Annotated in this window: 10 protein-coding genes; 2 read left to right on the top strand and 8 right to left on the bottom strand. The window is 46.3% G+C overall.

The window, feature by feature from the left end; all coding sequences use genetic code 11:
- Positions 1–126: 126 nt before the first annotated feature.
- The 6 genes from KHO06_RS09810 to KHO06_RS09785 form a co-directional block, all read right to left on the bottom strand.
- Positions 127–393: a DUF2960 domain-containing protein gene (locus KHO06_RS09810; RefSeq protein ID WP_050913334.1), complete on the bottom strand. Its 267-nt coding sequence runs from the start codon at positions 391–393 to the stop codon at positions 127–129.
- A gap of 73 nt (positions 394–466) precedes the next feature.
- Positions 467–2,245, bottom strand: a complete 1,779-nt coding sequence (locus KHO06_RS09805) for a bifunctional molybdopterin-guanine dinucleotide biosynthesis adaptor protein MobB/molybdopterin molybdotransferase MoeA (protein ID WP_212581449.1) — start codon at positions 2,243–2,245, stop codon at positions 467–469.
- Positions 2,242–2,829 (bottom strand): molybdenum cofactor guanylyltransferase MobA, encoded by a 588-nt coding sequence (gene mobA / locus KHO06_RS09800; protein ID WP_009706085.1) that lies wholly within the window; start codon positions 2,827–2,829, stop codon positions 2,242–2,244. The genes KHO06_RS09805 and mobA overlap by 4 nt, the downstream gene beginning before the upstream one ends.
- Complete coding sequence (locus KHO06_RS09795) at positions 2,807–3,526, bottom strand: energy-coupling factor ABC transporter ATP-binding protein (protein WP_212581448.1); 720 nt, start codon at positions 3,524–3,526, stop codon at positions 2,807–2,809. Before KHO06_RS09795 ends, mobA begins: the two co-directional genes overlap by 23 nt.
- A gap of 43 nt (positions 3,527–3,569) precedes the next feature.
- A complete protein-coding gene (locus tag KHO06_RS09790; protein WP_005427748.1) occupies positions 3,570–4,268 on the bottom strand; it encodes an ABC transporter permease in 699 nt (232 codons plus the stop codon).
- 6 nt (positions 4,269–4,274) lie between these two features.
- Positions 4,275–5,093, bottom strand: a complete 819-nt coding sequence (locus KHO06_RS09785) for a substrate-binding domain-containing protein (protein ID WP_039840902.1) — start codon at positions 5,091–5,093, stop codon at positions 4,275–4,277.
- Between the two features lie 343 nt (positions 5,094–5,436).
- On the opposite strand from KHO06_RS09785, the gene KHO06_RS09780 reads away from it, so the two are divergent.
- Both KHO06_RS09780 and KHO06_RS09775 read left to right on the top strand, forming a co-directional pair.
- Entirely contained in the window at positions 5,437–6,888 is a 1,452-nt protein-coding gene (locus tag KHO06_RS09780) for a sigma-54 dependent transcriptional regulator (RefSeq protein ID WP_212581447.1), read from the top strand.
- The gene (locus KHO06_RS09775) at positions 6,878–8,920 is read left to right on the top strand and encodes a cache domain-containing protein (RefSeq protein WP_212581446.1); all 2,043 of its coding nucleotides are present in this window, start codon (positions 6,878–6,880) and stop codon (positions 8,918–8,920) included. Before KHO06_RS09780 ends, KHO06_RS09775 begins: the two co-directional genes overlap by 11 nt.
- 99 nt (positions 8,921–9,019) lie before the next feature.
- Here the strand turns inward: KHO06_RS09775 and KHO06_RS09770 are convergent, their stop codons facing one another.
- Both KHO06_RS09770 and KHO06_RS09765 read right to left on the bottom strand, forming a co-directional pair.
- Complete coding sequence (locus tag KHO06_RS09770; RefSeq protein ID WP_212581445.1) at positions 9,020–9,898, bottom strand: mechanosensitive ion channel domain-containing protein; 879 nt, start codon at positions 9,896–9,898, stop codon at positions 9,020–9,022.
- A 2-nt stretch (positions 9,899–9,900) separates the two neighbouring features.
- Positions 9,901–12,246, bottom strand: coding sequence for an ATP-binding protein (locus KHO06_RS09765; RefSeq protein WP_045374022.1), 2,346 nt, complete (start codon positions 12,244–12,246; stop codon positions 9,901–9,903).
- Positions 12,247–12,641 lie beyond the last annotated feature (395 nt).

The following is a 12,641-nucleotide window of genomic DNA, read 5'->3' as shown; positions in this document are numbered from 1 at the left end:
GAGCCTCGTTTTCCTTTAAGTTAAGGTGAAACGGGGCTTTTTACTTATAGAGAACGAACAAAAAGAATAGGTATAAAAAAACTCGCGACGAATCGCGAGTTTTTGTTTTGGTCTGTATAGCTTGGCTTATTTTTTCTTTTTGCCTACGCCCAAGTTTTCTTTTTGAGCTAGGGTGATTTTGCTAAAGCCTAATTTTCTGAAGTAGTTATCGCGGTAGTTGCGCACTGCTTTAGTGTCAGACACTGCTTCGATTTGTTGCTCCATCTTTAGGAACTCAGTGATGTCGATACCTTCTGCTTCTGCAACCGCTTCTTGAATGTTGCGGTGTTGCTGGTACGAGAACGTCAGTTCTTTGTCTTGGTCTTTGTAAGTGTAAAGAATGGTGCGAGCCATAGCTGTCTCTCTGAAAAATTTTCTGTAATCAATAAAAAGGCCAGACATGCTGACCTTTGAATTCTGAATTGGCCTAGATTCTGCCTTGAAGTGGGATAATTGTCACGCTTTCTCCCGCTTTTACTGTGTCAACAGCTGGGGAGATTTCGATCAAACAGTTTGCCTCACTCATTGAACGTAAAATACCAGAACCTTGTTTACCCGTTGTGCGAACGGTTAGGCGACCTGTTTCGTCTAGCTCGTAGATACCACGGCTAAACTCGGTACGACCTTGGCGAGAGCGCAGATTTTCTGTCGCAATGGCGCTGACTTTAAGTGGCTTCCAACCTTGTTCACCTTGCATCTTACGGAGAGCAGGCTCAACAAAGTTAATGAATGAAACCATCACAGCCACAGGGTTACCCGGCAAACCAAAGAAAGGCTTATCGTTGATTTGACCGAACGCAAGCGGACGACCAGGGCGCATGTTGATACGCCAGAAATCAATTTGACCGAGCTTATCCAATGCCAGCTTAATGTAGTCGGCATCGCCAACGGAAACGCCGCCGGAAGTCATGACTACGTCGGCTTGCGCAGAAGCATTTTCGAGCGCTTCAATCATCAACTGTTCGTTGTCTTCTAGAATACCGAAATCCAAAATTTCACAGCCAAGTTTCTCTAACATGCCCATGATAGTGAAACGGTTTGAATCGTAGATTGAATTCGCTTTCTGTTCAGTGCCTGGCGCTTGTACTTCGTCACCGGTAGAGAACACAGCAACTTTCAACTTGCGGAACACGTTCGCTTCACCAAAGCCAAGAGAAGCAATCATGCCCATCTCAGGAGAGGCTAGGCGAGTGCCTGCTGTAAACACATCGCTACCAATTGCTAAGTCTTCACCCGCTTGGCGAACGTTTTGACCGGTCTTGATGCTTGCACCATTGAACGTGACTGTATCGCCGTCTTGGGAAGCTTGTTCACGCATAACAACGGTATCACCATTGATAGGTGTTGGTGCACCTGTCATGATTTTAACCGCTTGACCAACTTCCAGAGGTTGATCGTAAGCATGGCCCGCCATTACTTCAGCAACCACTTGGTAGCTTTCACGCTCGACGTCATCACCGCGAATCGCGTAACCGTCCATCGCTGAGTTGGTGTATTGCGGAACATTTACTGGTGACACCACGTGATCTGCAAGCACACGACCGTATGCATCTTCAATCTTGCATGCTTCGGTTTCTGCAACCGTGTTGACCAAAGAAAGGATCTTTTCTTGGCCTTGAACGACAGAAAGGAAAGCTGGAGAAAGCGTATCGCAGCAAGCGGCTTCTTTCTCTTTACTCTTTGGTGCTTTCGCTTCTTGAACATACTGAATAACGAACTGGGCAATCGCTTCAAGATCGTTGATGTTCATTTGTGGCAGTTCAGAGTCTAATTCGCCGCTGTCTGAAGCAATCGCAATGATGTTTTCATCGTTTGGATGAAGCCAAGGCTTGCCGACTTCTTCACGGTGCAATTCGATCTTAGGAAATGCAATGTTTTTGCAGCCTTCCACGAGAACCACGTCTAGCTTGTCTTCATCGAAACGTGTCAGTAGGTAATCAAACTCAGATTCTGACTCAGGTGTTTCTGTCATCAGTGCGAAGCGGTTGCGAGAAGAGATCAGCATTTGCGATGCGCCTGCTTTACGTAGGCGATGGCTGTCTTTGCCCGGTTTGTCGACATCGAAATTATGGTGTGCGTGCTTTAGCATACCGATGCGTAAACCTGCTTCGGTTAACTTTGGTAGTAATGCTTCAAGTAGCGTAGTTTTGCCCGTACCAGAGTAGGCAGCAAAACCAAGAATAGGGATGTTTAGCGTGTGTTTCATGATTCAAGTTGTCCAAATTGCGCCAGTTCTTCAGGCGTATTTAAGTTGACGAAACAGTTTGGTGAGTCGCTAAAGTCAACGTAACTGGTGTTGCACTCTTTGTAGAGTAGGATGATCTTACGATCGCCACGTTCTAAAAACGCGGTCAGCTTTGGCAGTACGCGCTTGTGATAAAGTGTGAAGACAGGCTGCTGGTGGTCGCCATCATGAGCAACCAAAATATCGGTGTCTTCTTCTACTGCATTGCAAAAACGTTCAACAAGATCGGTGTTGATTTGTGGGCTGTCGCAAGGGACGAAGCCAACCCAATCGGTTTCTGCATGAACCAAGCCCGCGTGGATACCGCCCATCGGGCCTGGAAAATCTTTAAATTGATCACTGAAGACGAAACCAAACGCACGGTAGGCGTCTTGGTTTCGGTTCGCATTGATTAGAATGCGTGGTGTTTGCGGAGATAAACGTTCGATAACGTGTTCGATGAGTGGCTTCTGATTCAGTTCGATCAGACCTTTGTCTTTTCCACCCATGCGGCTGGCTTGACCACCAGCCAAAATGACCCAACTAGTTTGTGTTGGCTGAAGCATATGCGTTCTCTTGGGATGTTTCTTTTGGTATGACATACAAGAGTGGAGACTCTATCAAAGTCTTGTCTTTAATCCACCACTGTTTTTTACATAAATCCGTCAACGCGTTCGCTTGGTGGCTCGTCACAACAATACTAGAACCGCGATCAAGCAGATCTTTTGCTATGATAACCAGACGTTCAATCGACTCTTGGTCGAGAGAGGCACTTGGTTCGTCCATCAACAAAATCGATGGTTTTAAGATCCAAGCTCGTGCCATTGCTACGCGTTGCTTCTCACCGCCGGACAATACAGAGATGTGTTCGTCGGCTAAGGTTTCTAACCCTACCATGCGCAGCGCACTAATAACTTGAGCTCGCTTATCTTTTGCTGTGTCTTGTTGATATTTAACTCCATAAACGACGTTTTCATACACAGTGCCGTCAAAAAGGTAAGGAGACTGATGGAGATAAATCACGTCAACACGACCATTGCGACGCGTCCACTTCTTCAACCAAGTATCTTTTGGAGCCACCACTTTCCCCGTTGAAGGCTTGAGTAAACCTGCAAGGATCTTGAGTAGGGTGGTTTTACCAACGCCATTGTCACCTTTTAGGTAAATCGCGTCGTTTGGACCAATGGCCAATTCAGGAATGTGGAAAAGCACACGCTCTTTAAAGCGCATGGACAATTGCTCGGCGGTAATTTTTATAGTCATAATTCACCCTTACATTGGGTCGATGGCGAGTCGATTGCTTGCTTCATGTTCTTAGATAGCCTTTGCCTCTCATGCTCGATAAGAGGAAGTTGAGCGCTAACGCTAACGATAATAATACAATTCCCAATGCAACTCCTTGCGCAAAAGCACCTTTACTACTTTCCATAGCAATGGCAGTCGGAATATTACGGGTTACGCCCATAATGTTGCCACCAACCATCATTGAACAGCCTACCTCTGTGACGATTCGTGAGAATCCCGCAATGATGGCCGCCAATAAAGGAAAACGTGTCTCCCAGATCATAGTAGCAGCAATACGAGGTATTGACGCACCTAACGTAATCGCTGTTTCAACTGCGCGACGGTCACTCGATTGAAGCGCACCATGCATCATGGAAACCAGAACCGGAAAACAGACGATCATTTGTCCTAAGATCATGGCTTTTTGCGTAAACAGCATTTGCCAATCACCCAAAGGTCCTGCTCTTGAAAGCATCATGTACAGTAGCAAACCAATCACGACCGTTGGCACCGCCTGTAAGGTGTTCACAATGGACAGCAAGAACCACTTACCACGAAAGTCGGTGTAGGCTAGGACAAAAGACATCAAAATAGACGGCAATACCACCAAAGATATTGCCGTAATAGAAACACTAAAGGAGACCGCAACGATCTCCCATAGGTCTGCATCAAAATTCACCAGTAAGCGCAGGGCTTCTAGTGTTGTATCAGCAAGATTCATATTGCGTTATTTGCTCTCAGCATTCGCAACGAACAATTGTTTACCATTCAGACGGAAGCCGTTGATCAGTTCTTGACCGCGTGGGTTCACCAACCAGTCACTGAAAGCCTTCGCACCTTGGTAGTTGATGGTTGGGTAACGCTCTGGGTTAACCAAAATCACTTGGTACGGGTTAAACAGTTTTTCGTCGCCTTGGAATAGAATCGCAAGATCCAATTTGTTTTGGTAAGCCAACCAAGTACCACGGTCAGTCATGGTGTAGCCTTGCATCTCTGACGCCATGTTTAGAGTAGGGCCCATGCCTTGGCCTACACTGCGGTAGCCACCAAAGTTTGGTTCCATCTTAGTTTGCGCCCAAATGCCCAATTCTTTTTTGTGTGTACCAGAATCATCGCCACGAGAGATGAAAGTCGCGTCTTTGTTTGCGATCTCTTTGAATACGTCTAGTACTGACGCATCGTCTTTTACTTGTGCTGGGTCAGCTTTAGGACCAACGATAACGAAGTCGTTGTACATCAGTTTACGTGGAAGGACGCCGTAGCCTTTCTCAACGAACACACCTTCTGCTTTAGGTGCGTGTGTCATTACCAAATCAACGTCGCCGTTTTCACCCATCTTCAGCGCTTTACCTGTACCAGCAGCGATGATATCCACTTTATAGCCAGTGTCTTTTTCAAATTGAGGAAGTAGGTAGTCCAGTAAGCCAGAGTGGTAAGTACTTGTTGTTGTCGCCAGACGAATGTGTTCGCCTTCTTGAGCTGAAAAAGCAGAGTAGCTTACAAGAGTGATTGACGTTGCAGCTAGAGTCAGCGCAATTTTTTTCATTTTAGTTGTTTCCTTTCCAATGATTCTTTGGCTTCTTAAGTCTTGGGTTACTAAAGAAGTCGCCAGAGCGTCATAGCGCGCTCATATCACAAGCTACCTTAGGGTGAGGGAGTGAGAAGCGATGGTATTGCATTGATGTCTCCCACATCCTGAGATCACTTGGACACTCCATATAGCAAACAAGATGCCAACATTTTACAAGCCAAAAATGTTTGATTTATGCGCTAATTCATGGACTTATTTGCACAAAAATTTGCGTTGGTACAAAATGTCGCACTTTTTGTAGGGTATCTCTGTTTAAACTTGGTACACTCTGTCCCATTCAAATCCAACTGGGGTAAATATGTCTACTCAATCCCATATTAGTACAAACCAACAATACAACGCTTTTTCAGTACTGGTCGTTGATGATGAACTCGGTATGCAAGCCATTCTTAAAAAGGCTCTGGGCAAACTGTTTTCGCAAGTTGATACAGCGGGCAGCATTGAAGAAGCGGAAGAGCTACGTAATTCACGCCACTATGATTTGATTCTGTTGGATATCAACTTGCCGGGGCGTTCAGGGATTGAATGGGAAGAGGCGTTTGAAGATGATGACAAACGCGCGGATGTCATCTTTATGACCGGCTACGCGGATTTGGAAATTGCGATTCGAGCACTGCAGCTTGGCGCGTCGGACTTTATCCTCAAGCCTTTTAACCTAGAGCAGATGCTGAAAGCGGTCAGCCGCTGTATGGATCGCCGTTTGAACGAGCGCATGCAATACGCGATGAAACGAGACTATCAGCGTCACAACACCTCAGAGATTATTGGTGGTTCGGAAAAAACTCGTCAGCTCAAACAGCTGATTACGCAATTTGCACCGTCTCGCGCATCTGTCCTAGTGGAAGGCGAATCGGGCACGGGTAAAGAACTGGTTGCGAGAGGCATTCACCAAGCAAGTGGTCGAACAGGTCCATTCGTCCCACTTAACTGTGGTGCGATTGCACCAGAGCTTTTAGAGAGTGAGCTATTCGGCCATACCTCAGGGGCTTTTACAGGCGCTAAGAAATCTCGCGAAGGTCTTTTCCGCGTAGCCAATGGCGGCACATTATTCCTTGATGAAATCGGTGAGATGCCTTTATCCATGCAAGCATCACTGCTGCGTGTATTAGAGCAGCGCACCATTCGTCCGGTAGGTTCTGAGCGTGAAATCAGCATTGATGTTCGTATTGTCGCGGCGACCAACCGCAACCTCCAAGAAGAGGTCAACAAAGGTAACTTCCGTAGCGACCTTTACTACCGTTTGAACGTGTTGAAGATCGAAGTTTCCCCTCTGCGTGAGCGTAAAACTGACTTGTTTGAACTGGTTCCATACTTTAGCAATATGCTGACCAGTGAACTGGGTATGCAAGCACCGAAGTGGGCCCATGAAGATATGGAAGCCATGAGTGAATACGATTGGCCGGGCAACATTCGTGAGCTTAAAAACCTCATTGAACGTTGCATTCTGCTAGGCAAACCGCCGGCGCATCACTGGCGTGAACTCAATGGCGGTCATGCTTTACCTAATGTTTCCATTACCGTATCACACAGTGAAGAATTACCAACCTTCAAAGAGGGCAAAGAGTTCGCTGGTGAAGGCTATCCAAACACTTGGACACTAAAAGAAGTGGAAAAAGCGCATATCCAACAATTGGTTAATTTGCACGAAGGCAACAAGTCGGCAGCGGCTCGAGATTTAGGAGTGGCACGAAAAACGCTAGAGCGCAAATACAAAGAGTGGGATTCTGAGGACGAGGACTATGCCGAGTAGCAGTTGGCAGCAACACAAAGGATTGTCTAAATGGACGTACCGATTCAAAACCATGGTGCGTTATCGACTGTTGATTTTGACATCTGCGCCAATTTTTCTAACGCTGATAGCCCTTATTGGCATTACGATCTATTGGTCGATTCACTATACGTGGCAAAACGCGTTGTTAGACGTATCGGAGCGTTTGGGTGTCGCTAATAACAGCATTACGCTGCTGCAACAAAAGCAGGCGAACTACGTCAAATCGTTCGCGGACTCTTATGATTTCCGTACCCGAGTGAATCAAAATGTCCCACAAGCAGAGTTGCAAAAGTGGGTGACTGCGCAGAAAAAACGCTACGGTTTGGACTTTTTGTCCTTCCAGCGTGTTAATTCGATGGAAAACAAATTCCGCTTTATGGATTTAACTAAGCGCGAGTCTTTCTTCGATGTTCTCGACAGAAAAGAGCTGGAAAAGCTAGACCCCGAACTCGCCAAACGTGCTGAAGTACCGATTCTAAAGAATGGTGGAGTGGAAGCGCGTGGCTTGGTGAGTCGAACTGTGATCCCAGTTTACAGCCAACAGAACGACTTAATTGGCTTCTTAGATGGCGGTTTGCTGCTTAACAACAGCACGGTATTGGTCGATCAAATTCGTGATCTTATTTATTTGAGTGATAACGACACCCTCCGTCCAGTGGGGACTCTGACGGTATTTTTGGATGATCTTCGTGTCAGCACCAACGTTCCCTTAGATAGTGACCAACGTCTGGGGCGCGCTATCGGTACGAGAGTGAGTTCTGAGGTATACAACAAGGTATTGGCGGAAGGTGAGCAATGGGTCGACCGCGCTTTCGTCTACGATGCTTGGTACATCACCGCTTATCAACCAATCAAAGACCAGTACGATAATGTCATTGGGATGCTCTACACCGGTTACTTGATGTGGCCATTCGTCAAAGCGTATATGACCAATATCGTCGAGATAAGCTTAATCACTTTAATGCTGCTCTTAGTTTCTGGTGTGATGGTGTATCGCGGCTCACGAGACTTATTCCGTCCAATTGAACGCATCCATAAAGTCGTGAAATTAGTCCAGTTGGGCAAAGAAAAACGTATTGGTCCTCTCGGACTAGACGAACACCATGAGCTGGCTCAATTGGCTCGTCAGTTCGATAATATGCTCGATGCTTTGGAAGATCGCAAAGTCGAACTTAAGAACTCTGCCATGCAACTAGAAGGCAAAGTTCAACAACGCACGGCGAGTTTGAAAGACAAGACCGAACAACTCGAACTTCATATTCAACTGCTCAACCAAACCCGTGACAAGCTTGTGGTCAACGAAAAGCTTGCTGCACTGGGTGAGTTAACCGCGGGTATCGCCCACGAGATTAACAACCCAACCGCAGTGATTCTGGGTAACGTTGAATTGATTCAGTTTGAGCTAGGTGAAGAAGCAAGCCGCGTTCAGGAAGAGATTGACGCCATTCACGCTCAAATTGACCGCATTCGCAATATCACGCGCAGCCTACTGCAATACAGCCGTCAGGGTGGTGTACAAGACGAAATCACGTGGCAGCACGTGAATCCAATCATTGATGAGAGCATCACGCTGGTTAAAACCGGCACTAAAAAGCGCGACATCGAGTTTGTCACTGATCTACAAGCCCATACTTCGGTCGAGATCAATCGCCATCACTTGCTGCAGATTCTGGTGAACTTGCAGATGAACGGCATTCACGCGATGGACGGCAAAGGTAAGCTAACCGTTGTGAGTGAAGATTGGATTGAAGACAGCGAATTGAAAGGCGCAGCTATTCATGTCACCGACGAAGGTTGTGGTATCAAGCCAGAAAACTTAAGTCGTATCTTCTCGCCGTTCTATACCACTAAGCGTGATGGTACAGGTCTAGGGCTCTCTGTTTCGCAAAGTATTCTTAGTCAAACAGGCGGCGAGCTAAAAGCCGAATCGGAATGGGGCAAAGGCAGTACGTTCAGTATCTATCTGCCAAAGAAAGCCGAGCTACTGCTTGAGGTGATGAATATTGCTTAACAGTTTTTAAGATTAGCTAACGCGGAAAGAAAAGGGTCAGTGTAATCACTGACCCTTTTTGTATCTGTTTCTTTTTAGCGGCTAAATGAGCATGCCTAATTAACCGGTGTGCACCGCAATCTTCGGAGGATTGATACCGTGCTTCTTGAACTCTTTCATTACACGCAGAGTAATGTCGGTTTCAAACAGCTTCTCGTACGCGGTATCTACCACATAGGCTTTACACGTTAGCTGAATCGCTAAGTAGTTATCAGTAATAGTCTGCTTCACAAGCACTGTTACTGGCTTAGGTAGGTGGATATAACGGCTTGAAGAAGCCGCTTCCTGAATCAAGTCACGCGCTAACGTAATGTCTTCATTCATTCCCACATAGAACGGAATCACTACCTGCATATCCAGCGCACCATAGTTACCGCTGACCACAACTTCACTTAAGAACTTGTTGTTTGGAATCGTAATGATGTCATCGGTTAGGGTGCGCATACGTACAGAGCGCAAACCAATCGCAATAATATCGCCGTAGTTACCTTCGAACGTGACGCGGTCACCAACTTGGAACGGGCGATCCACCATCACCGTCATACCCGCGATGAAGGATGCGGCTAGGTCTTTCAATGCGAAACCAACCGAAACCGCTAACGTACCACCGATCAAAGCAAGTATTTGATCGTTAATGCGGAAGCTCATCATAAACACGACAGAACCAGCGGTTAAGTAGATAAAGAACTGCAAGAAAGATTGAAGCTTTTGCAGCACCATTCGGTATTGCACGAATTGGCTACCAATATTTTCTACCATCGAGTTCATGAACTTAAGCAACAGCCAAGTCGATGCAATCACAATAATAGAGAAGAACACGCCGCTCCAGCGAATTAGGCTGGCAATTTGCGAGATATTATCCACACTCGCGATCTCTTCAGTTGCCAATGCAGAGGTGCTTAATAGCGATAACGCTAATACGGTGAGTAGTTTTTTCATCGTTATTTCACCAATAAATGTTGACGGTCGAGAACGTTGGTAATGTGACGGAACCAGTGATCCGACACGCGAGCTTTGTCTTCGCTCCATTCAATAAAGCCACGGCTTTGGAAGTAGCGCAGAGTACCAATAACTTCCGCAATACTTAGCTGAGTACACTCAGAAAGCTCTTCAGGCGACGCCACTTCAAGCTGAACAATTGAGCGGAGCACGGCCAGCATTGGCTTCGGCATTTTCTCGAGTTCTTGAGACTCTGGTGCGTGGAACAATCGAACCACCACTTGTTGCGTCTCTTTGTTCTGACGAAGAGACAGGCGGAAGAAACGTAGCGCAACCGTTGGATTACCATCTGAGTAATGCCACAGAATACGGTAGAAACCTTGCTTCGCACGTTCTTCTTCGGTGATGTCTTCTTGATCCCATTGCTTAGGCACAACGAGTCCATCAAACGTTACTGGATTCTCAATCTGCTGGTTAATACGCGTATCAAACAGCGCAGAGAGTTGTTTTTCACTCCAGCGCGGCATAAACGCCACCCAGTCAAACAACAAACGTTCGCCACGAGCACGGTCGACGAAACGCCAGCTCGCTTTCTCAATCGCCATGACAACACGATGGTTCTTCTTAGAGCGACGCAGTAGGTTCGTCAACTTAATCAAGTCGCCCAAACCGCCAACCATTGGCTTAACTAATCGTTGGGCATTATCTACCGCAATAAGGTAAGAAGTGTCGCTTTTACGTAGGACAGATAGCACTTGAATCTCAGATGCGTCTTCTTCTAATCCTAATTGCAGAGCGAGCTCTGACAGTAGTTCACTGTAGCCTGCGTAAGGGCAGTTCAAGTAAATTGGCTCTGCATTTTTTACTTTGCTCAGCATAGTGCGCAAGAAGGTTGTTGTACCGACGCCTCGCTCACCGGAAACAACGCAAACCGCAGGGCTGTCTGTGAGAAGGTATTTGGACAGCAGCTTGATTTCATCAGAAGCGTATTCCACCAACTCACTGTCTTCGCTACCAGGGAGGATATACTCGAACGTTTGTTCGCCTTTGATTCTCACCAGATTGGTGTCGCCACCTTTATTGCCCGTTTGCTTGGCGACTTCGATGCGGAACAAGTACGCCAGCGCTTGGCTAAACATGGTGTAGTTAGACAGCATTGCCACGATACGATGCTTGGAGCTGTGTAGCATGATCCACACTGCACAAATCGCAGTGCCAATGATACTTAGGAACAAAGTGTCTTTGCGGCGCAGAGACCAGTTCACCCAAACCGGACGGTCAGAAAGCTTTTCTGTGACTTCGAAGACCTTCTTACGCCATAGGCGCAATACAGACAATGTCACCAATACAAACCAGAAGAAAAGCGCACTGTAGATCCAAGAGTAGATGGTGCCTTTACCCAAAGTACGAATCGAGATTTGCAGAATCACACCCGCTACAATGGCGCTCCATACGTAACGACGAATGGTCGAAAGGCGTAGGGCAATGACTTCCTTACTGGTACTGCGACTGTTGCGGTAAGCAAATTCGAGGATGAAGCTAATTGCGATTGAACCACCCAGAACCCACCAAGTGAAGATTTCTAGAATGATTAAATGCTGCAAGCTTGGGATTTCTGATAGCACGCGCAGAGAGAGCGTAATGGCAATCAACCAAGCAATGGCTCTATGCGCACGGCTGAAATACCAAATCAAACGAACCCAAATTGGCGGCTTAGCGACGTTATCCAGTTGAGTCTCGCGGAATAGATTGATGATGCGCTTGCTATTGGTTAGCCACCACACCAAACCGAAGTAGATGAACAGCACTTTGACGCCAGCCCAAACGACCGGGATTGGCGAAATTAGAATCTCCTTGATCAGAGATTTGAAAGCACGAATCTGGAAGAACACTAAGTATTCAACATTAAGCTGTGTTTGGCGCCACTCTTGCTTAAACTGAGTCACACCGTACGGACCAAAACCGGTCAGTTTGTCATGCGTGATGGGATCAGTCAGTTCCAGCAAACGCTCTTTACTTTGTCCAAGGCTGTTCAGTGTCAGGTAGCTGGATTGCGTCTCAAACCATTCGCTGTCTTCACCGGACTCACGATAAGTCTGTAAGTGCTTATCAAAGATAAGGGTCTGTTTGCGCTGCTCGTTCATTACTGCATTGAGCAGTTGGTTGACCTTACGTTTGTCTTGGTCAGACATAAACAAAGGTTCTGGCAGCTTATTGATCTCCTGAGTGATCTCTTTTGCCACTGGCAGTATTTGAGGCTCAGGTTGGAATTCGTACTCCCACTCAGCGTGAGCAGGTAAAGAAAGCACGAGACCGACTAGCATTAAAATGCGCGCCATGAAATGCATAAAATTCTCTTAAAACTTATAAGGTTAGAGTTAGTGTAGTTGCTTTATCGCGATATGCGAGTTTTACCCATTAACCGTGTGCAATGTTGCGATTTGTTTTGAAAACTGACGTTTAATAAAAGCATAGCGTACGGAATTAATAAATGGGGGCGCACTATAAACCCAATTTCATGGGGTATGTCAATGCTTAGTCATGACGAATTTTTGTCTCAAATTTGAGTCGGTTAGGGTAGGTGCCCTTATTATTAGCAAGGTTTATGTTGGCTAAATCTCAAAAATCCGTCCGCTAAAGAGTGCTTTTTCTCATTAATTAATAAAAACAAAACTTGAAGTGTGTAGCCTTAAGCAGTAACGTTGCGCGGTTTTTCCTAATAAACTTGAATTGCTAAGGTAAA

Origin of the sequence: Vibrio sp. B1FIG11 (assembly GCF_905175335.1) — a bacterium.
Classification (GTDB): Bacteria; Pseudomonadota; Gammaproteobacteria; order Enterobacterales; family Vibrionaceae; genus Vibrio; species Vibrio campbellii.
This window is presented reverse-complemented; position numbering and strand designations above follow the sequence as displayed.

Coding starts and splice junctions, on each gene's coding strand:
- KHO06_RS09780 (WP_212581447.1), top strand. CDS start 5,437: ATGTCTACTCAATCCCATATTAGTACAAACCAACAATACAACGCTTTT.
- KHO06_RS09790 (WP_005427748.1), bottom strand. CDS start 4,268: ATGAATCTTGCTGATACAACACTAGAAGCCCTGCGCTTACTGGTGAAT.
- KHO06_RS09810 (WP_050913334.1), bottom strand. CDS start 393: ATGGCTCGCACCATTCTTTACACTTACAAAGACCAAGACAAAGAACTG.
- KHO06_RS09775 (WP_212581446.1), top strand. CDS start 6,878: ATGCCGAGTAGCAGTTGGCAGCAACACAAAGGATTGTCTAAATGGACG.
- KHO06_RS09770 (WP_212581445.1), bottom strand. CDS start 9,898: ATGAAAAAACTACTCACCGTATTAGCGTTATCGCTATTAAGCACCTCT.
- KHO06_RS09785 (WP_039840902.1), bottom strand. CDS start 5,093: ATGAAAAAAATTGCGCTGACTCTAGCTGCAACGTCAATCACTCTTGTA.
- KHO06_RS09805 (WP_212581449.1), bottom strand. CDS start 2,245: ATGAAACACACGCTAAACATCCCTATTCTTGGTTTTGCTGCCTACTCT.
- KHO06_RS09765 (WP_045374022.1), bottom strand. CDS start 12,246: ATGCATTTCATGGCGCGCATTTTAATGCTAGTCGGTCTCGTGCTTTCT.
- KHO06_RS09795 (WP_212581448.1), bottom strand. CDS start 3,526: ATGACTATAAAAATTACCGCCGAGCAATTGTCCATGCGCTTTAAAGAG.
- mobA (WP_009706085.1), bottom strand. CDS start 2,829: ATGCTTCAGCCAACACAAACTAGTTGGGTCATTTTGGCTGGTGGTCAA.